This is a genomic window from Vibrio sp. CAU 1672 (assembly GCF_029223195.1).
GTDB lineage: Bacteria > Pseudomonadota > Gammaproteobacteria > Enterobacterales > Vibrionaceae > Vibrio.
The window spans coordinates 25,671-50,632 of record NZ_JARHUF010000017.1 but is presented as its reverse complement, the minus strand read 5'-3'; the positions used below and the strand labels follow the sequence as shown (position 1 = coordinate 50,632).

The 24,962-nt window shown below is 51.1% G+C and carries 17 protein-coding genes; 9 read left to right on the top strand and 8 right to left on the bottom strand.

Going from position 1 to position 24,962, the window contains the following annotated elements:
• Positions 1 to 54 precede the first annotated feature (54 nt).
• Positions 55 to 939: an NAD(+) kinase gene (gene nadK, locus P2G85_RS15120; RefSeq protein WP_275864897.1), complete on the bottom strand. Its 885-nt coding sequence runs from the start codon at positions 937 to 939 to the stop codon at positions 55 to 57.
• A gap of 146 nt (positions 940 to 1,085) precedes the next feature.
• Here nadK and grpE point away from each other — a divergent pair, with 146 nt between their 5' ends.
• From grpE to dnaJ, 4 genes are all read left to right on the top strand, one after another.
• Entirely contained in the window at positions 1,086 to 1,682 is a 597-nt protein-coding gene (grpE, locus tag P2G85_RS15115) for a nucleotide exchange factor GrpE (RefSeq protein ID WP_275864896.1), read from the top strand.
• 438 nt (positions 1,683 to 2,120) lie between these two features.
• On the top strand, positions 2,121 to 3,398 hold the full coding sequence (locus tag P2G85_RS15110; protein ID WP_275864895.1) for a dicarboxylate/amino acid:cation symporter: 1,278 nt from the start codon (positions 2,121 to 2,123) through the stop codon (positions 3,396 to 3,398).
• 312 nt (positions 3,399 to 3,710) lie between these two features.
• Positions 3,711 to 5,627 carry a molecular chaperone DnaK gene (gene dnaK, locus P2G85_RS15105; protein ID WP_275864894.1) on the top strand — a complete coding sequence of 639 codons (1,917 nt, stop codon included), beginning with the start codon at positions 3,711 to 3,713 and terminating at the stop codon, positions 5,625 to 5,627.
• A gap of 197 nt (positions 5,628 to 5,824) precedes the next feature.
• Entirely contained in the window at positions 5,825 to 6,973 is a 1,149-nt protein-coding gene (dnaJ, locus tag P2G85_RS15100) for a molecular chaperone DnaJ (RefSeq protein WP_275864893.1), read from the top strand.
• Between the two features lie 195 nt (positions 6,974 to 7,168).
• On the opposite strand, the gene P2G85_RS15095 is transcribed toward dnaJ, so the two are convergent.
• The 4 genes from P2G85_RS15095 to hemL form a co-directional block, all read right to left on the bottom strand.
• Positions 7,169 to 10,555, bottom strand: coding sequence for a response regulator (locus P2G85_RS15095; RefSeq protein WP_275864892.1), 3,387 nt, complete (start codon positions 10,553 to 10,555; stop codon positions 7,169 to 7,171).
• 228 nt (positions 10,556 to 10,783) lie between these two features.
• Positions 10,784 to 11,809 (bottom strand): 16S rRNA (guanine(1207)-N(2))-methyltransferase RsmC, encoded by a 1,026-nt coding sequence (rsmC, locus tag P2G85_RS15090; RefSeq protein ID WP_275864934.1) that lies wholly within the window; start codon positions 11,807 to 11,809, stop codon positions 10,784 to 10,786.
• A gap of 80 nt (positions 11,810 to 11,889) precedes the next feature.
• Positions 11,890 to 12,975 carry an AI-2E family transporter gene (locus P2G85_RS15085; protein WP_275864891.1) on the bottom strand — a complete coding sequence of 362 codons (1,086 nt, stop codon included), beginning with the start codon at positions 12,973 to 12,975 and terminating at the stop codon, positions 11,890 to 11,892.
• Positions 12,976 to 13,378: 403 nt separating this feature from the next.
• The gene (hemL, locus tag P2G85_RS15080) at positions 13,379 to 14,671 is read right to left on the bottom strand and encodes a glutamate-1-semialdehyde 2,1-aminomutase (protein ID WP_275864890.1); all 1,293 of its coding nucleotides are present in this window, start codon (positions 14,669 to 14,671) and stop codon (positions 13,379 to 13,381) included.
• Between the two features lie 247 nt (positions 14,672 to 14,918).
• Here hemL and erpA point away from each other — a divergent pair, with 247 nt between their 5' ends.
• From erpA to P2G85_RS15065, 3 genes are all read left to right on the top strand, one after another.
• On the top strand, positions 14,919 to 15,260 hold the full coding sequence (erpA, locus tag P2G85_RS15075; RefSeq protein ID WP_275864889.1) for an iron-sulfur cluster insertion protein ErpA: 342 nt from the start codon (positions 14,919 to 14,921) through the stop codon (positions 15,258 to 15,260).
• Between the two features lie 115 nt (positions 15,261 to 15,375).
• Positions 15,376 to 16,491 (top strand): efflux RND transporter periplasmic adaptor subunit, encoded by a 1,116-nt coding sequence (locus P2G85_RS15070; protein ID WP_275864888.1) that lies wholly within the window; start codon positions 15,376 to 15,378, stop codon positions 16,489 to 16,491.
• A gap of 10 nt (positions 16,492 to 16,501) precedes the next feature.
• Positions 16,502 to 19,627, top strand: coding sequence for an efflux RND transporter permease subunit (locus tag P2G85_RS15065; protein WP_275864887.1), 3,126 nt, complete (start codon positions 16,502 to 16,504; stop codon positions 19,625 to 19,627).
• A 57-nt stretch (positions 19,628 to 19,684) separates the two neighbouring features.
• Here P2G85_RS15065 and P2G85_RS15060 read toward each other — a convergent pair whose 3' ends face one another.
• A complete protein-coding gene (locus P2G85_RS15060) occupies positions 19,685 to 20,974 on the bottom strand; it encodes a peptidoglycan DD-metalloendopeptidase family protein (protein WP_275864886.1) in 1,290 nt (429 codons plus the stop codon).
• 129 nt (positions 20,975 to 21,103) lie between these two features.
• On the opposite strand from P2G85_RS15060, the gene tyrS reads away from it, so the two are divergent.
• The gene (tyrS, locus tag P2G85_RS15055) at positions 21,104 to 22,291 is read left to right on the top strand and encodes a tyrosine--tRNA ligase (RefSeq protein ID WP_275864885.1); all 1,188 of its coding nucleotides are present in this window, start codon (positions 21,104 to 21,106) and stop codon (positions 22,289 to 22,291) included.
• Between the two features lie 140 nt (positions 22,292 to 22,431).
• Here the strand turns inward: tyrS and P2G85_RS15050 are convergent, their stop codons facing one another.
• A complete protein-coding gene (locus P2G85_RS15050) occupies positions 22,432 to 22,620 on the bottom strand; it encodes an ABC transporter substrate-binding protein (RefSeq protein ID WP_275864884.1) in 189 nt (62 codons plus the stop codon).
• Positions 22,621 to 22,695: 75 nt separating this feature from the next.
• Between P2G85_RS15050 and P2G85_RS15045 the strand changes: the two genes are divergently transcribed.
• Positions 22,696 to 23,541 (top strand): magnesium transporter, encoded by an 846-nt coding sequence (locus P2G85_RS15045; protein ID WP_275864883.1) that lies wholly within the window; start codon positions 22,696 to 22,698, stop codon positions 23,539 to 23,541.
• Here P2G85_RS15045 and dacB read toward each other — a convergent pair.
• A complete protein-coding gene (gene dacB / locus P2G85_RS15040; protein WP_275864882.1) occupies positions 23,520 to 24,938 on the bottom strand; it encodes a serine-type D-Ala-D-Ala carboxypeptidase in 1,419 nt (472 codons plus the stop codon). The two genes, P2G85_RS15045 and dacB, sit on opposite strands and share 22 nt — an antisense overlap.
• Positions 24,939 to 24,962: the final 24 nt, after the last annotated feature.

The following is a 24,962-nucleotide window of genomic DNA, read 5'->3' as shown; positions in this document are numbered from 1 at the left end:
AGTAACGCGGATAGCAGCAAGGCCAATGTACGGACATCGGCCTTTCGTTTGGCGTCAGAATAATTTGCTGGACCAGCCTAGCTTGTTTCGCAGTACGTGGTAATAACTGTAGTCTTTGGGGTGGATCAGTTTCAGCACGTTAGGGCTCTGATAGATGTGAATTTCGTCCCCGGGAGAGACGGGCAGAGAGACCTGGCCGTCACAGCTGACTTCCTGGGTACCGCGGTTTTCCGGGGAAACAAGTAACTTGATCCGTCGTTTGCCGTCGACCACTAATGGGCGGCTGGACAAGGTATGAGGAAACATCGGCACCAGTGAAATCGCGTTCAGGCTCGGGGATAAGATCGGGCCACCACCTGAGAGCGAATACGCCGTAGAACCGGTGGGGGTGGAAATAATGATGCCATCTGCGCGCTGTGAGAAGGCAAAGCTATCGTCAATATAGACTTCAAACTCAATCATGTGCGCTACCTGACCCGGGTGCAGTACCGCCTCATTGAGTGCTGCGTTGTGGCTTTTGATCTGGCCGTGACGATGGATCTCGGTCTCCAGCAGGAAGCGTTCTTCTTCGATGTATTCGCCATCGAGCACCGCTTTGAGGGCCTCCTGGAACTCATCGGGATTCAAGTCGGTCAAAAAGCCCAGGTTGCCACGGTTAACCCCAATTACCGCGACGTCAAAGCGCGATAAGATCCGGGCTGCCCCCAGCATGTTGCCGTCGCCGCCGACCACGATCGCCAGATCAGCGTTTTTTCCCAGCTCGACCATGCTGGCAAACTGGCTTTCAGGTATGTCATTTAAAATAGTGGCCAGGCGGTCGTCGATAAATACTTGATAACCTTCTGAAGTGAGCCACAAATACAACTCTCTGTGAGTCTGGATAGCCTGTTGATCTCGTGGTTTTCCGATAATCGCGATCACGTTACATGGGTTTTTCATAGCATTTCCGCACTAAAGAGGCTTGAATCAGGAATCTTCATCCCCATAATAATGGCAAGTTACCTAAATAAGCGAATTTTTTATGTGCTTAAAGCCCGTGAAACATAAGCGGCTTTGAGGACATTACGTTGAATTCTGGAGATATCATGAGCAACGAAGAAAACAAAGTTACTGAAGAAGAGCTTGATCAAATCATCGAAGAAGCTGAGAAAGCAGAAGCGGCGGCTGAAGAAGCTGAAGCAGAGCTTGAAGATATTGGTGATGAGAATGACGCTAAGATTGCTCAACTGGAAGCGGCACTGCTGTCGAGTGAAGCGAAAATCAAAGAACAGCAAGAATCTGTGCTGCGTGCGAAGGCGGAAGTGGAAAACATGCGTCGCCGTACTGAGCAAGAGATCGATAAAGCGCGTAAGTACGCTCTGAACAAATTCGCTGAAGAACTGCTGCCGGTGATTGATAACCTGGAGCGTGCAATCCAAGCTGCAGATGCTGAGCACGAAGTGGTTAAGCCGATTCTTGAAGGCGTTGAGCTAACACACAAAACGTTTGTCGATGTGGTTGCAAAGTTTGGCCTGAAAGAAATCAATCCTGAAGGTGAAGCATTCAATCCTGAGTTCCATCAAGCGATGTCGATTCAGGAGAGCCCGGATCATGAATCGAACACTGTCATGTTTGTGATGCAAAAAGGCTATGAGCTGAACGGTCGTGTGATTCGTCCGGCGATGGTTATGGTAGCGAAATAAGCCGCTGATTGCTTATTTTCTGTTTTTAAAGCGCTCATTCCATGGAATGAGCGCTTTTTTTCGTCCCTACCCATGGTCAGGTCGTTGTGATTTCCTGCCTTATCTGATGACGGATGCGCTACCGGCGTAGCAAATTTGATCTTCTTCAAAAAATCTCTTATTGGAAAAAATATTTCCTATCGGCTGTTTTTGGTCTCGATTATGGCGGTGAATGGTTGGTCTTGTTGGTAAGTGATTGTTCTGGTGGTTATTTAGCATTTAATGCTGAGCGAGTGACAGAATTTACTATTTTACCTTTCAGATTTATTGTTAACAAATTTGTAAATTATCACTTTATTTTGTAACTCTGGTGTGTATTATTTGCGAGGTCTGGCTAAAAAATTAGCAGATATATCTACAAGAATGTAAATATCAAACACAACATTTCGGAGTTTTACGATGGATAAATCGCTTTCGAGTAAGATTTTTATCGGCCTTTTCGCCGGCTTGCTGTTGGGGACAGCAATCCAGTACCTGTTTAACGGTGTGGCGGTTTTTGATACCTACCTGCTTGGGGCGGCTGAAGGCGCTGGTGGCATGTTTGTTTCGTTGATCAAGTTGCTGGTTGTCCCTCTGGTGTATGTCTCGATTGTCTGCGGCATTGTCGATCTGAAAGACATTTCTGCGTTTGGTCGTCTTGGTGGTAAAACTTTTGCTCTCTACATTATTAACACCATCATTGCGATCACGGCAGCACTGACCGTTGGGATGATTTTCCAGCCTGGAGCGGATGCCAATCTGGCGGGAACGGTAGCAGAGACAGTGAAACTGGCCACAACGGAAACTCCGGACATTTTTTCTTTGGTGGTGAATATTGTTCCCAGTAACCCGGTTCAGGCATTTGCTAACGGGGATATGCTGCAAATCATCTTTATGGCAATTCTGACCGGCTTGGCTATTCAAGCACTGGATTCGCGTGGTGGCCCGGCAATCCGTACCTTCAAAATGGCCAATGAGATCATGATGAAACTGGTAGGATTGGTGATGAGCCTGGCTCCTTACGGGGTGTTCGCGCTGATGATCCAACTCGGTGCGACTCTGGATGCCAGCACTCTGATGTCGGTAGCCGGTTATGTTGCGCTGGTAGTGAGCATGCTGGTGTTCTGGATCTTCTTCTTTTATCCGATGGCGGTGGGTATTGCGACCGGCACGTCACCCAAGGCGTTCCTGCGCGCCACTCGCGAGCAGATCCTGTTCTCGCTGTCAACGGCCAGCTCAAATGCAACCATTCCGGTGACGATGCGCACCCTGACGGAAAAACTCAATGTGTCTAAGTCTGTGGCTGGCTTCGGCGTACCGCTGGGGGCGACGATGAACATGTCCGGTGTGTCTATCTACATTGCGCTGGCAACCATCTTTGTCGCGAATGCCTTCGGCCAGCCGATCAACACGGCGGATCTGTTCACGTTAGGTCTTACCATTCTGCTGCTGTCTATCGGTGCCGGTGGTGTTCCAGGTGGTGGTGTGGTGATGGTTGGGGTTCTGCTGCATCAACTGGGCTTGCCGCCGGAAGGCCTGGCTATCATTGCCGCGGTTGACCGTATTAACGATATGTTCTGTACCTCATCTAATGTGGTGGGTGACACGGCGGTGAACACTATTGTCGCGAAGAGCGAAGGTGAAATTGACCAGCAGGGCGCTGCAGCGGAAAGTAACCCCGTGCGGGCAAACGCATAACACCTTAAAATTTACGTAAAAGCGGGGCCCAGGCCTCGCTTTTTACGTTTTTGTCCGTATTGACCGGCATAAACAGCGACTCATGTCGTAGTTGAGCTGGCAAGGCGTGGTGCAATTCCCAGCAAAAAATAGAAAAAATACGCTTTTTTTTATTTTCTGCCCTTGAAAAGCCATTAACCGCCCTTATCTATTGGGCATAAGAGAAGCAAACATTGATTATTTTTGTTTGTGAGCAAGGGTTGAAACCCGATTCTCCATCCCCACATAGGGGATATAACCAAACGAAAATAGAATTTATTCGGAGATAGCCTGATGGGTAAAATCATTGGTATTGACTTAGGTACTACTAACTCATGTGTTGCTGTACTGGACGGCGACAAACCACGTGTAATTGAAAACGCAGAGGGTGAGCGCACCACTGCATCGGTTATTGCTTACACTGATGGTGAAACGCTAGTTGGCCAGCCTGCCAAACGTCAAGCGGTAACAAACCCAACTAACACGCTATTTGCAATTAAGCGTCTAATCGGTCGTCGTTTTGAAGACGAAGAAGTTCAGCGCGATATTGAAATCATGCCTTTCAAAATTGTTAAGGCAGATAACGGTGACGCTTGGGTAGAAGCAAAAGGCCAAAAAATGGCGGCTCCTCAGGTTTCTGCTGAAGTTCTGAAAAAAATGAAGAAAACTGCCGAAGACTTCCTGGGTGAGGAAGTAACTGGCGCAGTTATCACAGTACCGGCTTACTTTAACGATGCACAGCGTCAGGCAACAAAAGACGCTGGCCGTATCGCAGGTCTGGAAGTTAAACGTATTATCAACGAACCAACTGCTGCGGCACTGGCTTACGGTCTGGACAAGAAAGGCGGCGACCGCACTATCGCGGTTTATGACCTTGGTGGTGGTACATTCGATATCTCTATCATCGAAATCGATGAAGTTGAAGGTGAAAAAACCTTTGAAGTTCTGGCAACTAATGGTGACACCCACCTTGGTGGTGAAGACTTCGACAACCGTCTGATCAACTACCTGGTAGAAGAGTTCAACAAAGAGCAAGGCATCAACCTTAAGAACGATCCTCTGGCAATGCAGCGTGTGAAAGAAGCAGCAGAAAAAGCGAAAATCGAGCTTTCTTCTACTTCTCAAACTGACGTAAACCTACCTTACGTGACTGCAGATGCAACTGGTCCTAAGCACATGAACATCAAAGTGACTCGTGCGAAACTGGAATCTCTGGTTGAAGACCTGGTACAACGTTCTCTTGAGCCACTAAAAGTTGCTCTGGCTGACGCTGATCTGTCAGTAAACGACATCACTGATGTAATCCTGGTGGGTGGTCAGACTCGTATGCCTATGGTTCAGGCGAAAGTTGCTGAGTTCTTCGGTAAAGAAGCTCGCCGTGACGTAAACCCTGACGAAGCCGTAGCAATGGGTGCTGCAGTTCAAGGTGGTGTACTTGCGGGTGAAGTGAAAGACGTACTGCTACTAGACGTTACGCCACTGTCTCTGGGTATCGAGACAATGGGCGGCGTAATGACCAAGCTGGTTGAGAAGAACACCACTATCCCAACTAAAGCGAACCAAGTTTTCTCTACAGCAGAAGACAACCAGAGCGCGGTAACTATCCACGTTCTGCAAGGTGAGCGTAAGCAAGCGATGTACAACAAGTCTCTGGGTCAGTTCAACCTGGAAGGCATCCAGCCTGCACCACGTGGCATGCCACAAATCGAAGTGACTTTCGACCTGGATGCGGACGGTATCCTGCACGTATCTGCGAAAGACAAGCAGACTGGTAAAGAGCAGAAGATCACTATCCAGGCTTCTGGCGGTCTGAGCGATGAAGACATCGAGAAAATGGTTCAAGAAGCAGAAGCTAACAAAGAAGCGGACAAGAAGTTCGAAGAGCTAGCTACTGCGCGTAACCAGGCTGACCAAATGATCCATGGTACTCGTAAGCAAGTGACAGAAGCTGGTGAAGCTCTGCCTGCTGAAGAGAAAGAGAAGATTGAAGCGGCTATCGCTGAGCTTGAAGAAGCGCGTAAAGGCGATGACAAAGAAGCGATCGATGCGAAAGTTCAAGCGCTAATGCAAGCTGCTCAAAAACTGATGGAAATCGCTCAGCAGCAGGCTCAAGCGCAACAGGCACAAGGTGCTGACGCTGGTGCACAACAGTCTCAAGAAGACGATGTTGTTGATGCTGAGTTTGAAGAAGTTAAAGACGACAAGAAATAAGCTTTCTTAATCAGGTGACTATGGTCACCTGGTGTCGACGATGCTTTTGTGTGCGGGCGTTTGGGGAGACTCTTACGCCCGCCTGTTTGTAACGGCTGTCTTTCTAGGTAAGTACTTTGCGTGAATGCGCTTACCTAGAATGATACAAACACCAAGCGGCAAAGGCCGTTTGCAGTAAATAATTGGTGACGAAGAACATGTCAAAACGTGATTTTTACGAAGTATTAGGCGTAAGCCGCGATGCCTCTGAGCGCGATATCAAGAAGGCCTACAAGCGTCTGGCGATGAAATTCCACCCAGACCGTAACCAGGGTGATGCATCGGCTGCCGACAAGTTTAAAGAAGTAAAAGAAGCGTACGAGATTCTGACCGATCCGCAGAAAAAGGCCGCCTATGACCAGTATGGCCATGCGGCGTTTGAGCAAGGCGGTGGCGGCTTCGGCGGCGGCGGTTTTGGTGGCGGTGGTGCTGATTTCGGTGACATCTTCGGCGACGTATTTGGTGATATTTTCGGTGGTGGCCGTCGTGGCGGTGGTCAACAGCGTGCGCAGCGTGGTGCCGACTTGCGTTACAACATGGAGCTATCGCTGGAAGAAGCGGTGCGCGGCGTATCAAAAGAGATCGAAGTACCGACGTTAGTGCACTGTGACAGCTGTGATGGCAGCGGCGCGAAGAAAGGCTCATCGGCTGAGACCTGTGGCACCTGTCATGGCCATGGTCAGGTGCAGATGCGTCAGGGCTTCTTTGCGGTTCAGCAAACCTGTCCGACCTGTCACGGTAAAGGTAAGATCATTAAAGAGCCATGTACCGAGTGTCATGGCCAGGGACGCAAACAGAAAACCAAGACGCTTAACGTTAAGATCCCTGCCGGTGTGGACACTGGTGACCGTATCCGCCTGTCTGGTGAAGGTGAAGCCGGGGAAATGGGGGCGCCAGCCGGGGATCTGTATGTGCAGGTGCATGTCAGAGAACACCATATCTTTGAGCGTGATGGTAATAATCTGTATTGTGAAGTACCGGTTAGCTTCTCAATGGCAGCACTGGGCGGCGAAGTGGAAGTTCCGACCCTGGATGGCCGTGTGAGCCTCAAAGTGCCTTCAGAAACTCAAACCGGGCGTATGTTCCGTATGCGTGGCAAAGGTGTGAAGAGTGTGCGTGGTGGTGCGGTTGGTGATTTGATCGTTAAACTGGTGGTGGAAACCCCGGTTAACCTCAGTGCACGTCAGAAAGATTTGCTGCGTGAATTTGAAGAGTCCTGTGGTGGTGAAGCCGCCACTAAACATAAGCCGAAATCAGAAGGCTTCTTCAATGGCGTGAAGAAATTCTTTGATGATCTGACGAGTTAAATTTTCGCTCTATGCTGGAAAAAGCCTGCTGAACAGCAGGCTTTTTTGTATCAGTAGTATTATTTTGCATCAATAGTATCAGGGCGTGTTGGCCCGCAACAAAAACGGCGCCGAGGGCACCGTTTGATTGTATTGTCGCTGTCAGTGATTTTAACCAGCAAGATTGTTCAGATACTGATGTAGATTGGTCTGAGGCTAGCTGGTCAGCAAGCGTTGTAATTTGTCGCGCTGGGCTTCGATATAGCCCCTTTGCGGGCTCTGTTCCTTACAATGCTCAAGAATAAACTCAACCGAGCTTAGCACCGTCCGCCAGCGTGGGGTTTTCGGCAGCGTCTCGATCCGCAGGTACTTATCCAGAGTCCGGGTCTGCAGGGTGCTGCGGTCAAGGTAGACACGCCATAGACCGCTCTGCTCGGCAAAGGCGAACTTACTTTCACCGGTGACCGATTCCCAGTACTCCAATGCATGGGTCATGGTATCGACCAGGACTTCGCGCATCAGCTCTTGCTTATCTTTTTTGTTACCCAGCGCTTTGTCTGCCAGACGGGTAAACTCACCCCCGAGCTCTTTCAGTTTCTGCAATTTGTCTTTATCACCGTCAAACGCATAGCCTGACAGCACATCGACCGCGGTTTCCAGATTATGCAGCCGTTTGGTGTTTGCGCCGCCGCCAACATTAAAGATGTACATTACATCCAGGCTCGATCCTTCGGGCATTTTGAGGATGTCGGCCTCAATATTCTGGCGGATATCTTCGATATAAATGTCGATCTTGCCACAATAGTGCGGTTGTCTGATGCTGAGGTATTTCGGTGCGATCAGCTCTTCTGCGGATGAGCGTTTCAGTTGTTCCAGCGAGCGTTTAAACAGCTTACAGGCGGCCTCATTGGCAAAACGGATTCGTTGGTCATCGCGCAGGCAGATGATCGCCTCCGGCGCGGATTCCAGCTGCTCGAGCAAGCGTCCCTGGGTTTCCAGCAGGCTCGCTTCCACCTCGGCGCGTTGGCGCAGCTCTGATTCGAGCTGTTGGTTTTCAATCCGGCGTTGCTCAGCCTTACTGGCGGTTAAGTGAGCCAGTATGCGTGCTGCCAGTTCTTGCTTATTGAATGGTTTGGACAGGTAATCATTCGCTCCGGCCTCAAAACCGCGCACGCGGTCCTCGGTCTGGTTGAGGGCGGTCAGCATAATGATAGGTAACGTCGCATGATCGTACTGCTTACGCAGTTCACTGCACACCTGGTAGCCACTCATGCCGGGCATCATGATGTCAAGCAGCAACAGCTCCGGTTTTTCTTTTTCAATCAGTGTCAGTGCTTCTGCACCGTCACCGACGGCACGGACCCGGTAGCCTTCCAGGCGCAGGAAGCTTTCCAGAATACGCCGGTTAACCGGTTCATCGTCGGCAACATACAGCAGCGGGCCATCCGGGTTTTCGACCAGCGACACATCTTCACTGTTCTCCAGTTCCATCTCCGGAACATGGAAGTGCTCCAGACTGGCCAGACTGTGGCTGGAATCGATCTCTTCAGGGCTGGCAAGTGGTAAGGTAAAGCTGAATGTGGTGCCGACCATTGGCTGGCTGCTGACATAGAGCGCCCCACCCATCAGTTCAATTAGTTGACGGCTGATGGACAGGCCAAGCCCGGCCCCCTGACGGTATCGGCTTGAGTCCTGGCCGGCTTGGATCAGCGGTTCAAAAATGTGCTCCAGCTGTTCGGCAGGAATGCCCTGGCCGGTATCGACGACCTGGACTCGTATCTGCTCATCGACTACCGTCGCAGAGATGACAACTTTCCCTTCCGAGGTGTACTTAATGGCATTGCCGATCAGATTATACAGCACTTGTTCCAGCCGTTGCGGGTCCGCCGAAACGGGTTGCAGATCCGCAGGCACCTGGTTGATGATGCGCAGGGTTTTGTTGCCCAGCAGGTGACCGGACAGTTCAAGCACCAGCCGTGTCGAGCTGGCCAGATTTACCGCTGACTTTTGAATGTCCATACTGCCAAAGCGCATCTTGTGGTAATCCAGCAGATCATCGACCAGGTTAGCCAGACGCTGACCACTTTTGATGATGATATCCAGCTGGTAGCGCTGGCTGGCCGGGATCGGCCCGTTAGCTCCCGATACCAGTGTCTCAGCGATGCCAACCATCCCGTGCAGCGGGGTTCTCAGCTCATGGGAGGTGGTGGCAAGAAATTCGTCTTTGAGTTTATCGGCCAGTTGTAGTTCATCGTTCTGTTTCTGGATTAGGGTGAGGTTACTCTCCAGTTCTTCATTCTGTTGTTTGATGGTTTGGATTTTTTCGCGGATCGAGCGTTGCATGCGCTCAAAGCTGGTCGCCAGGCGGCCGATTTCGTCTTTACGCTCGGTATTGAAAGTCGTGTCATCCAGATCGCCGGCCGAGACTTTTTCTGCCGCCCAGGTCAGCTTGAGTAGCGGTGAAGTAATGAAGTTAGACAAGTAATGAGAGGCGATGACCACCAGCAGAATTGCGACCAGCATCGCGATCACAAACAGTTTTTCCAGTTGATGGACCCGGGCGAAGGCCTGTTTTTCAGGTAATTGCACCACCAGCGCCCAGCTCAGTTCGCGGGCTTGGATCGGCGCATAGGCGGCAATGATCTCTTCGCCGTGGCCGTTGGTGTAGGTACCCACCCCGGTTTGGCCCGCCAGGGCTTTATCCACCACGTCCAGGCTGGTGTAGATGTCTTCAATCCTGGTATTGAGGGTGCGGGGCTGATGATCACTACCGACCAGTAAGGTATTGATCACACTGTCCCGGTTGGTTTCAGCAATCAGTTTGGTAATGCCATTGTTGGGCAAGCGGAACATCGCGTAACTGTGCAAATAACCTTGCTGCACAATCGGGGCGCCAAGCCAGGCCACCGTCTGACCGTTTTCGAGGTCAAAATCCGAAATGACCACCGGCGTATAGTCTTCATTGTCTTTGCGTTTTTCCGTGACATCATGCGACAAACGCCGGAATGTGCGTCCCAGGGCGGTTCCCTGGTATTTCCCGTTGAGCAGGTTGGTGCCGTAATTATCACTTTTCTTGATCGAATAGGTGACATTCCCGTCTAAATCGACCAGCAAAATGTCGTCAAAATCGGAGCGTTTCAGCAGCTCTAAATAACCCCAGTGGTAGCGCTTGTGCAGCAGACGGTAGCGTTCACTGCCAATGTAGTTCGGGGATTCGGGTAAGATTGAGGTTTTGATTTGATCGCCGCTGCCCTGAATATACCGTTGCTGGGCATTAATCCGCGCCTCTTCGGGATTTTCCCCCAAACGCTGGAAAGCATTGACCAGTCCGTAGAAGCGTCCACCACTGGCGTAGGCCAGTTCTGAGCGGACAAAGCCCATTACCTCGGTGACTTCCGCTGCAAAATAGTCGATGATCCGTTGCTGTTTGCTGTCACGAACGGACAACAGGTGTGACGTGCTTTGCTCTTGAAGATCTTTGCTGTGTGATTGCAGGAAGAATATCGTCGTGATGGTAAGCGGAGTAATACTCAGCACCAAAAATGCCGTCATCAGTGTATTTTGCAGGCGCTTAAATTTCTGTTTTTTGTAGAATTTAAACATGGATAAGATTACAACTCATAAAAGGGCAAGCTCGGGATACAGAGGGCCTGCCAAGACTCTCGCGTAGCGCGGAGAAGACGTTAAACTCGATAGATTTAACAAAATTAACGAGTTTTTTTTCTTTGACAAGAAAGTTGACTGGATTTCGTGGAGAGTCACGCAGTTTTTCGCACTGCTGGCAGAAAAGCGGTAGATTAATGCGCAGGTTATCGCCTGCGCACGGTGGGATTATGCCTTTTTAGCGTAATATATCGAGAACTTATTGGTCTTATTTAGCGTCTCGCAATTATTGAAGCTTTGCTCAATAATCGGCGGGTATTTAAGGAAACTGTTGGCCACAATCACCAGCTCGCCACCCTTAACCAGATGGTTCGGAGCTTGTCCGAGCAAGGTTTCGGCCGCGTTGTAGCTGGTATCCAGCCCACTGTGGAAAGGTGGGTTGCTGATGATAAAACGGTAATCGCTGGCGGTGTCAGAGTAAATGTCGGAAGCAAACACCTGACCTTGCAAGCCGTTTGCGGCCAGTGTGGCCTGGCTGGAGGTGATAGCGTAGGCGTTGATATCACACATTTCGATGTCGATACCGGGGTTGGTCATGGCCATAAAGGCGCCAAGCACCCCGGCACCACAACCAAAATCAAGCACTTTGCCGTGCAGCGCTGGCAGGGTTTCAAGCAATAGGCGACTGCCAAGATCAAACTCGCCATGGCTAAACACGCCCGGCAGGCTTTTCACTGTCAGGGAGTGGGTTCCTGCCTTTACGGTGTAGCTTTTAAACCAGGCTTCTTGCGTGAATGGTTCGGGCTGGTTCAGGCAGGTGCCCCAGTAAAAAGAGCAGCGCCGGGCCGAATCATATTTATTGATTGGGCCGTAGGCCTGGAACAATTTTTCTATGCTCTTCACTCCGGAGCGATTTTCACCCACTACCACGATTTCGGTATCGGGACCTAATTTTGCCATCAGCATGGCCAGCAGGTATTCCGCTTCGGCTTTGGCCTTTGGCCAGTACAACAGCACCATATCAGCTTGGGTTTCAGCATCAAACTGGGAACCAAAATGGCTTTTGATTTGGTCAAAATGGCAGATTTGACGGTAGTAGCTGTAGTTGGAAGTAAACACTTCAACGGACTGGCAGTGATTGACCAGTTCAACCGGGAAAAGATCTTCAACTTCACCGGCAACCAGCACGTGTTTACCATTAAAATAGTCCAGTTGACGCTGGGCGATCTGGCTGGGAGCAATATAAGCAGACATAGTATTGGGATGGTAGAAAAATGTTGGGCCAGATTTTCGCACAATCTGGCCCAAGCTTGAAGTGTAACGGCGGGACTTTATCAGCTGTTGTCCTGGCGGTTGAGGAAGTCTTTAAATTCTTCTTCGTAGATATTAAACAACACGATGGTAATGGCAAAAATCAGTGGACCGTATATCAGGCCAATTAAGCCGAATAAGTGCAAACCGCCCAACAAAGAGAAGAAGATCATCAGGGTGTTCATTCCGGCACTGCCTTGCATCAACAGCGGGCGGAGCAAATTATCGATCGAGCCGACCACGATGACACTCCATGCCGTGAGGAAGATCGCCCAGGTAGTGTCACCGGTGAGGAACAGGTAAGCGGCCGCGGGAATCCAGATCAGTGCAGTACCGACCACCGGGATGAACGAAGCAAAGCCCATCATGGTGCCCCAGAACAGCCCCGGGAAGCCGGCCAGCCACATCCCAATCCCACCGGCAAAGCCTTGTGCGACGGCGGTCAGAAATGATCCCATCACGGCAGATTTAGATACCTGCTCGATTTCTTCCAGGATTTTGTCTTCCTGGCTGCGCGACAAAGGCAGAATATGGCGAATTGCGGCGATGATTTTATCGTGATCACGCAGTAAGAAGAACAGCACAAACAGCATCAGGAAAAAAGCCATCAGGAAGTTGGTGGCATCACCGAGGATCTTGGCACTGATGGCAACCAGGTTTGACCCGAAGCTGGTGGCAAACTGGCCGATTTTTTCGGCAATGGCCTGCGGTTCGACTTTATCAAACGGCAAGTAGTCATTAATAAAGGCTAAACCGTTGATCACCCAAGGGTGCTCGAATAAAGTCTGGATCCCCCCGTTGGTGACCCAGTGGTAAGTGTTCTGGGAAAAGACCGAGCCCTGTTGGACAATCGCACCAAACACAAATAGCAGCGGTATGACGATGATGAAAGTCAGTACCACGCAGGAAAGCAGTGACGCGAGATTAGGATGTTGTGGCAGGCGGCGTTCAAACCAGTTATGCACCGGAAACATCAGCAGTGAGATGATAAAAGCCATTATAATGGAATTAATGTATGGCTCGACCAGTAAATAGCAAGCAAACGCTGCGGCCAATAAAGCGACCACCAGCACCCGGTGGCTCGATGATATTTTTACATTATTTGGCATGTGTTTCGTTCCTACTTACCAAAGTTTGAAAACAGGTGACTGGCAAGCGGCAACCCGTACCTTGCCCGTTGTTAACCATTACTATCCCAAACATGGTAAACCGTACGTGTCCGGATGCAGGGATAACGTGCTTTCCTGCGTTTAGTCAGGTTCGGTTGGCTTGCTGGGGCTGAGTTGTATATCATGACCATAAATCAGTCAGTTATCAATCATGAGATTCATATGGGATGTTGTAACGGGGAGAAAAGCTGCCCATCGAAAAAGAAAACCAAACCGATCCCCTGGTTTGGCATTGTACTGGCAGCACTTGGTGTACTGGTGTTAGTCAACTGGCACTAGAGTCAGGCAAGAAAAAAGGGCCCGAAGGCCCTTTAGGTCAGAATGCGTTGTTAGTTCCGGTCGATTACGCTTCGTTGGCCAGGATGGCAAAACTGCGATCTGCGGCCTCCAGCGTGGCGTCAATCTCTTTCGAGCCGTGTGCCAGGGAGGTAAAGCTCGCTTCAAATGCTGAAGGCGCCAGGTAAACACCGTGCTCAAGCATCAGGTGGAAGAAACGCTTGAAGCGTTCGATGTCGCACTTAGTCACGTCTTCGTAGCAAGTTACGCTTTCTTGGTCAGTGAAGAAGAAACCGAACATACCGCCAACCTGGTTCACTACCAGTGGAATGCCGTGTTTCTCAGCAAGGCTCTTAAAGCCGTTTGCCAGTTGTTTGGTTTTGGCTGCCAGACGTTTCTCGTTGCCTTCTTCTTTTAGCAGGTTCAAACATGCAAAACCTGCGGCCATCGCTACAGGGTTACCTGATAGCGTACCAGCCTGGTAAACAGGGCCGGTTGGCGCAACGTATTGCATCACGTCTTTACGGCCACCAAAAGCACCGACTGGCATGCCGCCACCGATAACTTTACCCAGTGTGGTCAGGTCTGGTTTGATGTTGTAGTATGCTTGGGCACCGCCAAGTGCTACGCGGAAGCCTGTCATAACTTCATCAAAAATCAGCAGCGCTCCTTCCTGATCACAAATTTCGCGCAGACCTTCATGGAAGCCTTCTACTGGTGGAATACAGTTCATGTTGCCCGCGACTGGCTCAACGATGATACAGGCGATCTCACCTTTGTTTGCCGCGAACAGTTCACGTACCGAATCCAGGTCGTTGAACGTGGCTGTCAGGGTGTGTTTGGCAAAGTCAGCCGGTACACCCGGTGAGCTTGGCTGGCCAAGCGTCAGCGCGCCAGAACCCGCTTTTACCAGCAAGCTGTCGGCATGGCCGTGGTAACAGCCCTCAAATTTCATGATCTTGTCACGTCCGGTGTAGCCGCGTGCAAGGCGAATGGCGCTCATGGTGGCTTCAGTGCCAGAGCTGACCATGCGCAGCTGCTCCATTGATGGCACTAGTTCAGACACCAGTTCAGCCATGGCAATTTCCATCTCTGTTGGTGCGCCAAAGCTTAAACCGCGTTGTGCTGCACTGATCACTGCTTCACGGATAACGCCATGGTTGTGACCCAGGATCATTGGTCCCCAAGAGCCGACATAATCAATGTACGCTTTACCATCGGCATCGAAAATCAGTGCTCCGTCGGCGCGCTCAATGAAAAGTGGTGAGCCACCTACGCCGTTGAATGCGCGAACCGGTGAGTTCACACCGCCAGGAATGGTTTTCTGTGCCTTTTGATACAGGTCTGATGATTTGGTCATGGGGTATCCTCTTTATGATTGCTCGGACCAAGTGGTGCGCATTGTACCTAGGTCGTCGTCAGTTAGAAATATTTTGCTGGATTTCTGCGGCAATTAACATCGTAATCTTACTTATCTCATGCAGAGAGCGAGAATAGGGTGACGAATACTTGAACGTATTGGTCAGGTATTGGATAATCACGGTAATAGCATAAAATTGACGCCAAACCCTCAGGCTTGGCGCACTACACGAGTGAGAGAGGTCTTCGTGAGCGAAGTAAACGTACCATTGTCTTTTTCTGATGCAGCAGCGACGCGTGTTAAAGCGCTGATTGCTGAAGAAGAAAATCCAAATTTGAAACTGCGCGTCTACATCACGGGTGGTGGCTGTAGTGGCTTCCAATACGGCTTTACCTTTGATGAAAACGTTAATGAAGGGGATACGACCATTGAGAACAGCGGTGTGACGCTGGTTGTCGATCCTATGAGCCTGCAATACCTAATCGGCGGTGTTGTGGATTACACAGAGGGGCTGGAAGGGGCACGTTTCTTCGTGAATAACCCTAATGCGACCACAACTTGCGGTTGTGGCGCGTCGTTCAGCGTGTAGCCGCGACAATAGGCAGCCCTGTCGGGCTGCCTGCATATTACGTAGCAGGATGTCACGTAAATATCCTTCTCTCTTAACGTAACCTGAGAGGTGGAAATAATTTAAAGGACTATGTATGTCTGGAGTTTCCTTCGGGCGTCGTTTTTTGGAGCGTCCCTGGCTAGTTTCTCTTGTGCTGGTGTTGTTGTTAGCTGTCTGGCTTGGTGTTGGCCAGCTTAGTGCGCAAGACGATGCCGTTACCCCCTCTTCCTCACCACCTACCGAAGTGCCGTTAGCCAAGGTGCTGTATGACACTTTTCATGCTCAGTCGACCAGCAGAACCATTGATTTGTACGGCCGGACTGCACCTAATCGCCAGGCTCGGCTTGGGGCTGAAATCGCCGGTAAAATCGTGCAGCTTAAGGTGCAAAAAGGCCAGCGGGTCAAACAGGGCGAGGTGATTGCCACCATCGACAAGCGTGATCTTCGCCTCCAGCAGCAACGCGCCGAGGCGATGTTGCAAGTCAAAGAAAAAGAGTTCAAAGCCGCACAATCGTTGAAAAGCCGAGGCTTGCAGGGAGAAGTGGCGTTTGCTACTGCCCGGGCGGCACTGGTAGAGGCGCGTGCGGCGCTGAGTAAAGCCCAGACTGCGTTACGCAATACCGAAGTTCTCGCGCCGTTTGACGGCATTTTAGATCACCGTTTTGTTGAAGTGGGCGATTTTGTCGGAGTAGGCGATCCTATCGCGACCGTGATTGACCTGGATATGCTGGTGATTGAAGCTGACGTCAGTGAGCGGCATATCCGGTACCTGCAGGCGGGGCAGTCTGCCGAAGTTCGCTTTATCAACGATCAAGCCAACCTCGGTAAGATTCGATACATTGGGCGTGTTTCCTCACCATCGACCAATACTTTCCCGATTGAGATCGAGATTGATAACCGGCAAGCTTTGATGCCTGCCGGGATCAGCGCTGAAGTGAGGCTGTCTTTGGGCACAGTACCCGCGGTAAAAGTGACCGCTGCTATGCTGGCCCTCGATGAACAAGGCAATTTAGGGATCAAAACCCTGCGTGATTCACGGGTTCACTTTGTGCCAATTCAGCTGGTGAAGGCCGAGCAGGACGGGGTGTGGCTGTCGGGGCTGGGTGAGCAGGTTGATATTATCGTCCTCGGGCAGGGGTTTGCCCGGGATGGCGATATCGTAGCCGCGAGCCGGGTGGACAGTCCGGTAAGCACAGTGCCGCAGCCGTGAGGAGGCAAGTATGTATACGCTAATTGATGCCGCCTTGTCGCGTGCCCGCACGATGCTGACGTTATTGGTGATGATCCTGGTTGCCGGAGTGCTGACCTACATCACCATTCCTAAGGAATCCAGCCCTGATATTACCATTCCGATTATTTACGTTTCCGTCGGGCATCAGGGTATTTCTCCGGTTGATGCTGAGCGCCTGTTGGTGCGGCCGATTGAGCAGGAGCTGCGCTCAATTGAAGGGGTAAAAGAGATGACTGCCGTGGCTTCGGAGGGGCATGCTTCGGTGACACTCGAGTTCAGTGTGGGTGTCGATTTGGCCAAAGCGATGGCCGATGTGCGTGATGCGGTGGATCTGGCCAAGCCCAAGCTGCCGGCCGACAGCGATGAACCGACGGTGAATGAGGTGACGCTGGCCTCAGAAGAGCCGGTACTGACCGTTGTGCTCTATGGCTCGGTGCCTGAGCGGACTATAGTCCAGCTTGCCCGTACGCTGCGGGATAAACTCGAAAGTTACCGCCAGGTACTGGAAGTGGAGATTGCCGGTGATCGGGAAGACATTGTTGAGATAGTGGTTGACCCGCTGTTGATGGAGAGCTACGGCTTAGATCAGGCCGATATCTATAACCTGATCGCCCTGAACAACCGGGTGGTGGCCGCGGGTTTTGTCGATACCGGTTACGGGCGTTTTTCGGTCAAGGTACCTTCGGTGTTTGATTCGCTTAAAGATGTACTCGAGTTGCCGGTCAAAGTGGATGGCAAGCAAGTGATCACTTTTGGCGACGTAGCGACGGTGCGCCGCGCATTTCGTGATCCGGAAAGCTTTGCCCGTCTGGATGGTGAGCCAGCAATTGTGCTCGACGTGAAAAAGCGTGCCGGGGAAAACATCATTGAAACCGTCGAGCTGGTCAAGCAGGTGATTGCGCATGGTCAGCAACGTGCCGATTGGCCGAGTAATTTACAGGTAAAATACACCTGGGATCAGTCTGACGACGTCAAGCTGATGCTCAGTGATCTGCAAAACAACATCCTTTCCGCCATCATTCTGGTGGTGATCGTGATTATTGCCATTTTAGGGGTTCGCACTGCGGTATTGGTGGGGATCTCAATTCCTGGCTCATTCCTGACTGGGTTACTGGTGCTGTCGGTGTTTGGCTTAACGGTCAATATCGTGGTGTTGTTTGCCCTGATCATGGCGGTCGGGATGCTGGTGGACGGGGCGATTGTCGTCACTGAGTTTGCCGATCGGCGCATGCAGGAAGGCGTGCCGCGTAAAGAAGCCTACCGCGATGCGGCCAAGCGCATGGCGTGGCCAATCACAGCTTCGACAGCGACTACGTTAGCAGCGTTCGCGCCGTTGCTGTTCTGGCCTGATATTACCGGTGAGTTCATGAAGTATTTGCCGCTGACTTTGATCGCTACGTTGTCAGCGTCACTGGTAATGGCGCTGCTGTTTGTCCCGGTGATTGGTGGCATCATTGGTAAACCACAAGTGTACAGCCCTTTGCAGCAACAGGAGATGGTGGACCTGCATAACGGTGAGTTTGATAAGGCGACCGGCCTCACCAAACTCTATTACCAGACCCTGTCTATTGCGATTCGTCACCCGCTGAAAGTTTTGCTTGGGGCGATAGCGCTTGCAATTGGGGTAGGATTTACTTACGCCAAAGCCGGCTTGGGGGCCGAGTTTTTCCCGGAAGTGGATCCGCCGTTTTTTACGGTCAAAGTGCGCTCTTATGGCGATTTGTCGATCAATGAAAAAGATGCGGTCATGCGTAATATCGAGCAAGTGATGTTAGGTCATGATGAATTTGAAAGCGTGTATACCCGAACCGGCGGTAGTGATGAAATTGGCCAAATCCAGATCACGCCGGTCGACTGGCAGTACCGGCGCAAGGTCAAAGCGATCATTGATGAACTGAAACACACCACCGACGGTTTTTCCGGGGTGGAAATTGAGTATAAGTTTCCCGATGCCGGACCGCCGGTTGAGCATGATTTGGTCATAGAGATGTCAGTGAGCAATACCGCGCTTGATTTGGATCAGGCAGCCAAAATGGTCCGTCATTGGGCTGACAGTAATCCGGCGCTGACCAACCTCAGTGATACATCAAGCAAGCCCGGTATTGACTGGCAGATTGACATTCGCCGAGACGATGCCTCGCGCTTTGCGGCCGATGCGACCCTGGTCGGCAATACGGTGCAGTTTGTGACCAACGGCTTGAAAATTGGTGACTATCTGCCGGATGATGCCGATGAAGAGGTCGATATTCTGGTGCGTTACCCGCAAGACAAGCGGGATATAGGCCGTTTCGATCAGTTGAGAGTGAAAACAGCGGCGGGTTTGGTGCCGATCACCAATTTTGCCAGGATCAAAGCGGAACACAAACAGGATACCATCCGTCGCGTGGATGGCCACCGGGTGATCAATATCAAGGCCGACATGGCGGAAGGCTACAACCTGGCGCTTGAGTTACCTAAAATCAGTGAAGAAATTGGCAAGCTGGGCCAGCCTGATGGGGTGGAGTTTAAGATCCGTGGCCAGAATGAAGAGCAGGAACATTCGTCGGCATTTTTACAGAATGCCTTTGTTATCGCGCTTGGTGTGATGGCACTGATCCTGATCACCCAGTTCAACAGTTTCTATCAGGCGTTTTTGATTTTAAGTGCGGTGTTGTTCTCGACAGTCGGGGTGTTTGTCGGCTTACTGACTTTTCAAAAACCGTTTGGTGTGATCATGTCCGGGATTGGGGTGATTGCGCTGGCGGGGATCGTGGTGAACAACAATATTGTGCTGATCGATACCTATAACCAGATGCGCCAGCGCGGCCTGGACAAAGCGGAGGCGATATTGCGTACCGGGGTACAGCGTTTGCGGCCGGTATTGCTGACGACGGTGACCACCATTCTAGGCTTGCTGCCGATGGTGCTGGAGATGAACATTGATTTGGTGAATCAAAAAGTTGAGTTTGGGGCACCCAGTACCCAATGGTGGTCGCAGCTGGCAACTGCGGTAGCGGGCGGTTTGGCCTTTGCCACTTTGCTGACCTTGGTGTTGACGCCGTGTTTGCTGATGCTGGGACGGGAGCACCGTCAGCCTGAGCCCCGACCAGCAAAGGCTGTCAACGCAGACAAGTAATCCGCCAATAACCAAAAGGCAGCGTAAGCTGCCTTTTTATTTTCCTGTTGCCACGAGTTACTTCATTGCCAGAAGCTGGCTGTAACGTTCCAGTTTCGCCAGGCTGACTTTGGAGTTGGCGATAAAGGTCTGTTTGGCTTTACCGGTCAGCGATTTTGATTGTGGCAACTTCACCGTTCTCGGGTTTTTGTGTACGCCGTTAACCAAAAATTCATAGTGTAGGTGTGGTCCGGTAACCCGCCCGGTGCCGCCCAGCGTGCCGATGATCTGGCCCTGCTTGACGCGCTGGCCGGTTTTGACTTTACGTTTGGTCAGGTGCAGATATTTGGTTATGTAGGTATTGCTGTGTTTGATAAACACATAGTTACCGTTGAATTTGTTGTAGGCGGATTTCTGCACCACACCATCACCAGCGGCCCAGATTGGGGTGCCGACCGGAGCCACATAGTCGGTGCCCCGGTGGGGGCGGACGCGGCCGGTTACCGGGTGCAGGCGGCGTGGGTTAAAGTTGGAGCTGACGCGGCGGAAATCCACTGGCGCGCGTAAGAAGGCTTTTTTCATTGCCCGGCCATTTTCATCGTAGTACTTGCCGGTTTTCTCATCCAGGATCGCGGTAAAGAGATCACCCTGGTTCATAAAGATCGCGGCGATGATTTTACCCCGGCCGATCACTTCTCCTTCTACCACCTGTTCCTGATAAAGTACGCGGAAGCTGTCGTTTTGGCGGATGTCCAAGGCAAAATCGATGTCCCAGCCAAAAATGCCGGCCAACTCCATGATTTGGTTGGCGTTTAAGCCGGCACTGATGGCGGCATTCCAGAAGTTAGAGGTAATGGTTGCCTCTGCATAATTGTACTGATAGTCGACCTGTTTTTTATCCAGCTCAGCTACGTACTCATCACCGATGAGTTTTATCCGGAAGGTTTCAAACGCATTCAGCGGGCGGCTGAGTTGGACCAGATCATCATGTTCATTAAAGCCAAACTGCAGTTTATCCCCGGGGCGCAAGCGCGACAGTTGCTGTTTGATTTCCTGATCGGAAGAAATTAACTCATGCAGCAATCGTGGTGAAAGTCCGACCCGGTTGAATAATACCGCAGCACTTTCGCCTTGATTCACGGTATAGCGTTCCCAACGCAACACTGAGTGCAGTGCCGATGGAATGGTTTGGGGCTGGGATTCCAGGGATAGGGGAACGGGGTAATGTTGGCCGACTTGAAGTCTGCTCTGCTTAGGCTCTAATTCTTGCGGATCGGGAAGAAAAAACAGTGCGATAACAATAAGGGCACTGAAAAAGCCGATCAATATTTTGTGCAAGAGTGGAAGTCGGACAAAAATCGATTGCATGAGGTATAGAATAGTAGATTAAACATAAAAAATGACAACTACCTAGTCTAACCTGTTTCAAAATGCATCGCTATTCAAGTAAGATGTTCAGCTATTATATTTTTGCCAAATCTGTGGGAGTGAACAAGAATGGCGAGCATTGAAGCTGCACTAGCCGAGATTAAGCGCGGTGTTGAAGAGCTGATTCCGGAAGACGAATTGATTGCGAAACTGAAAGAGGGACGTCCTCTGCGCATTAAACTGGGTGCCGATCCAACGGCTCCGGATATCCATTTAGGTCACACCGTGATCTTCACCAAGCTACGTCAGTTCCAAGATTTAGGTCATGAAGTTACCTTTTTGATTGGTGATTTCACCGCAATGGTTGGTGACCCAACCGGTAAAAACACCACCCGTCCACCGCTAAGCCGTGAAGATGTGCTGCGCAACGCTGAAACGTACAAAGAGCAGGTGTTCAAAATTCTTGATCCGGCCAAGACCAAAATTCAGTTTAACTCTGAGTGGCTGTCTGAGCTGGGTGCAGAAGGCATGATCCGCCTGGCGGCAAATCAGACTGTGGCACGTATGCTGGAGCGTGATGATTTCAAAAAGCGTTATAACTCAGGCCAGCCAATCGCAATCCACGAGTTCATGTACCCGCTGCTGCAAGGTTACGACTCGGTGGCGATGGAAACCGATGTGGAGTTAGGTGGTACTGACCAGAAGTTCAACCTGTTGATGGGCCGTGAACTGCAAAAAGCCAACGGTCAGAAACCGCAGGCGGTACTGATGATGCCTCTGTTGGTTGGTCTGGACGGTGAGAAGAAGATGTCGAAGTCGGCCAACAACTACATTGGTATCAGCGAAGCGCCAAGCGAGATGTTTGGTAAGATCATGTCGATCTCGGATCTGTTGATGTGGGAATACTACGAGCTATTGTCGTTCCGTCCTCTGCAGGAAATCGAGCAATTCAAAGCTGATGTAGCGGCGGGTAAAAACCCACGTGATATTAAGGTACTGCTGGCGAAAGAAATCATTGCACGTTTCCATAGTGAAGCAGACGCTGACGCTGCAGAACAAGAGTTCGTTAACCGTTTTGCTAAGAACCAAATCCCGGATGAAATGCCTGAGTTTGACTTTGATGCCGGTACACCAGTGGCGAACCTGCTTAAAGAGGCGGGCCTGTGTGCGTCGACTTCTGAAGCGATGCGTATGGTGAAACAGGGCGCGGCTAAAATTGAGGGTGAGAAAGTGGCGGACGCCAAACACCAGCCAGAAGCGGGCACCTACGTGTTCCAGGTGGGCAAACGTAAATTTGCACGAATTACGATTAAGTAATCCATCAGCAGAGAAAATGGAAGCGCCCGCCGGGCGCTTTTTTTACGCCTTTTCAGCGAAAAAACACCGTCGGTGACTGTAAAACGTCGGCGGATTTGCTATCATGCGCGCGCTGCCAGTCAGGCAGTAATTTTGGAGACTTATATGAACAATACCGACCATCCTCCCAGTTGCTGGGTGAGTAAGATTACGGGAGTGAAATAACCCGCTTCGGTATTGGCGTTCTCCGTCTTACCTGAGTGGTAAGGCAACCTTTCTTCATCGTCCTTATAGTTAGTTCCTTCTTCATATTCTGAATAGACAATGCTGTGCTTTGAGCCGTGGGGCATTCTGTTGCCCGCATACGGATGATCACTGGTGCACCTTGTCGATGGTCGTTACCAATGCCAATCGGGAGATTCGCCATGACGGTAATGAACAACACTTTTATTGAAACGACCCCAAACTTCTCGGAAGCAGAAATTGGTGCGGCGCGTAATGCTTTTTTGCAGTATGAGTCCGAACAGCAGTTATACCTGTTGACCGTGATGCCGATTGATGAAGCGGTGGGGATTTTGCAGCACTGTTCAGTCGGCTATGTACAGAGCTTGTTGACGCAGCTTGAACATGACGGATATGACAAACGTGCCCGGCATTTCGCGCACCAGCTGGGCTTCCACCTGTCAGAGGTGGATACGCCGCAAGGCTACTTATCAACCGGGGTGATGGAGCACGTTAAACAGCGGATTGGCTGGATTGTGGCACTGGCACTGCTGGGCATTGTCTCCGGACTGATCATTGCCCAGTATGAAGACACATTAAGCCAGTTGGTACTGCTGGCCGTGTATATGCCAGTGATTGCGGCGGCAGGCGGTAATACCGGAACCCAGGCCGCGACGCTGGTGATCCGGGCTTTGGCCACCGGTGAGTTGAAAAAACGCCAGTGGCTGGCGGTGCTATGGAAAGAGAGCCGGGTGGCGCTGTGTATTGCGCTGGTGATTGCTCTGGTGATGGTCGGGCGGATCATGCTGTTCAGTAACCCCAATGCCACAGGTGGCTTTGAGCTGAGTGACATTGCACTGGCGATTGCGGTAGCGCTGTTTATTCAGGTTACGCTATCCACCACGCTGGGTGGCTTACTGCCGATCATCGCTCGTGCATTTAAGCTTGACCCAGCCGTGCTGGTCAGTCCGGTACTGGCTTCCATCGTGGATATTTCCGGGATGTGGATTTACTTCACGGTGGTTAACTATTTCTTAGGTATAGCCTGACTGAAGTTGACCAGATCCTGGTAAAACAAGGTTTCAAAAAGGGTAATCGGGGCGACAACCACAGGGGTGTCGTCCCTTTTTTCTGGGAAATAGTCAGAGACAAACTGGACAAACAAGGTGCTGGGTTGACCCTGTTCATTGAGGCCGAACCCGGCCATATTATAGGTACCGTACAACGAACCGCTTTTGGCGATCAACTGGCCTTTGACTGGTTCTTTACGCATACTTTGTCGGTACTGCAAGGTACCGGATTCTCCGGATTTGGGTAGTAAGCTGATTAACTGGAGTGTGTCATCATGCTGCCAGATATAGCGCAGGATCTGAGCCATGGTGGTTGCTGAGAGGCGGTTGTTGCGCGATAAGCCGGAGCCGTCTTCCAGGCGAGCATTCTGCATGCTGACCCCGGTATGGGCAAAAATGATTTGCTTGATGGCTTCGGTACCATTGCGAAAGCTGCCTGATTGGATAAAAAATTTCTGCCCCAAAGCTTTGGTTAAGGTGTCCGCGATCAGGTTATCTGAGCGCTTGAGCATCTCATCCAGCAGTGTTGGTAACTGGGCTGAATGGTGGGTGGCCATCAGCTCTTCAACCTGAGTGGGCGCCTGACCAATACGTAGGTTGCCCTTGAGGGGGATACCGAGTTGTGGCAGCAGTTCAGCGATTTTATCCCGGGTATAACGCTCAGGATCCTGGACGGCAAACTTGAGCGGCAGCGGACGGTCGCGTTCGACTAGGCAGCCCTGCAGTTCATAGTTATTGTCTGGCCTGGCGATCAAATCCAGATCGCAGTGGCGGCTTTTCTGCATCGCTTTCGATACCGTGACCGCATGAGTAAGCACTTTTACCGGGTGGTGTGGCGGGACGTAGACCCGTGTCGCACCAGTTTCCTCAGAATAGAGGGATGCCTGTACGCAGTTTTCATCCAGGGTAATGGCACTTGCCGGGGCACTGTAACACACCCCCAGCACATCCCATGGCCAGCCCACAGCTCGGTCGTAACCACTGAATGCACTGTTATCTAACCACAGATCGCCCTCAATGTTCCTAAGCCCGGCTTGTTTGGCCTGGGTGAGTAGGGCTTTTAAATCGGCGGTGGTGAGCGTTGGGTCACCACTAAAGCGAATAACCGCATCCTGCCCCGAGCGCGTCAGTTGGGTCTCAAAGGAGAACTCATCACCTAGCTCCAGTTTGGCGGCCAGAGCGGTAATCACTTTAAGGGTACTGGCTGGCGGGAAGTACTGCCCGTTTGGGTGAATGTCTTGCAGCGCGCTGTGGTCGCTTAGTTTCTCTGCGATTAGACTGACCCTCGCCCCTTCCGGCAACACGTCCTGATAAGGGGCGGCGTGAGTAAGGGGAGAAAAACCCGACAACAACAATAAAAGCCAACGTAAACGCATAATCCATTTGATCTGTGGTGAAGT

What these genes read in the sequence shown, in the direction of transcription:
- nadK (WP_275864897.1), bottom strand. Translation starts at nt 939, where the DNA reads ATGAAAAACCCATGTAACGTGATCGCGATTATCGGAAAACCACGAGAT.
- grpE (WP_275864896.1), top strand. Translation starts at nt 1,086, where the DNA reads ATGAGCAACGAAGAAAACAAAGTTACTGAAGAAGAGCTTGATCAAATC.
- P2G85_RS15110 (WP_275864895.1), top strand. Translation starts at nt 2,121, where the DNA reads ATGGATAAATCGCTTTCGAGTAAGATTTTTATCGGCCTTTTCGCCGGC.
- dnaK (WP_275864894.1), top strand. Translation starts at nt 3,711, where the DNA reads ATGGGTAAAATCATTGGTATTGACTTAGGTACTACTAACTCATGTGTT.
- dnaJ (WP_275864893.1), top strand. Translation starts at nt 5,825, where the DNA reads ATGTCAAAACGTGATTTTTACGAAGTATTAGGCGTAAGCCGCGATGCC.
- P2G85_RS15095 (WP_275864892.1), bottom strand. Translation starts at nt 10,555, where the DNA reads ATGTTTAAATTCTACAAAAAACAGAAATTTAAGCGCCTGCAAAATACA.
- rsmC (WP_275864934.1), bottom strand. Translation starts at nt 11,809, where the DNA reads ATGTCTGCTTATATTGCTCCCAGCCAGATCGCCCAGCGTCAACTGGAC.
- P2G85_RS15085 (WP_275864891.1), bottom strand. Translation starts at nt 12,975, where the DNA reads ATGCCAAATAATGTAAAAATATCATCGAGCCACCGGGTGCTGGTGGTC.
- hemL (WP_275864890.1), bottom strand. Translation starts at nt 14,671, where the DNA reads ATGACCAAATCATCAGACCTGTATCAAAAGGCACAGAAAACCATTCCT.
- P2G85_RS15070 (WP_275864888.1), top strand. Translation starts at nt 15,376, where the DNA reads ATGTCTGGAGTTTCCTTCGGGCGTCGTTTTTTGGAGCGTCCCTGGCTA.
- P2G85_RS15065 (WP_275864887.1), top strand. Translation starts at nt 16,502, where the DNA reads ATGTATACGCTAATTGATGCCGCCTTGTCGCGTGCCCGCACGATGCTG.
- P2G85_RS15060 (WP_275864886.1), bottom strand. Translation starts at nt 20,974, where the DNA reads ATGCAATCGATTTTTGTCCGACTTCCACTCTTGCACAAAATATTGATC.
- tyrS (WP_275864885.1), top strand. Translation starts at nt 21,104, where the DNA reads ATGGCGAGCATTGAAGCTGCACTAGCCGAGATTAAGCGCGGTGTTGAA.
- P2G85_RS15050 (WP_275864884.1), bottom strand. Translation starts at nt 22,620, where the DNA reads ATGCCCCACGGCTCAAAGCACAGCATTGTCTATTCAGAATATGAAGAA.
- P2G85_RS15045 (WP_275864883.1), top strand. Translation starts at nt 22,696, where the DNA reads ATGACGGTAATGAACAACACTTTTATTGAAACGACCCCAAACTTCTCG.
- dacB (WP_275864882.1), bottom strand. Translation starts at nt 24,938, where the DNA reads ATGCGTTTACGTTGGCTTTTATTGTTGTTGTCGGGTTTTTCTCCCCTT.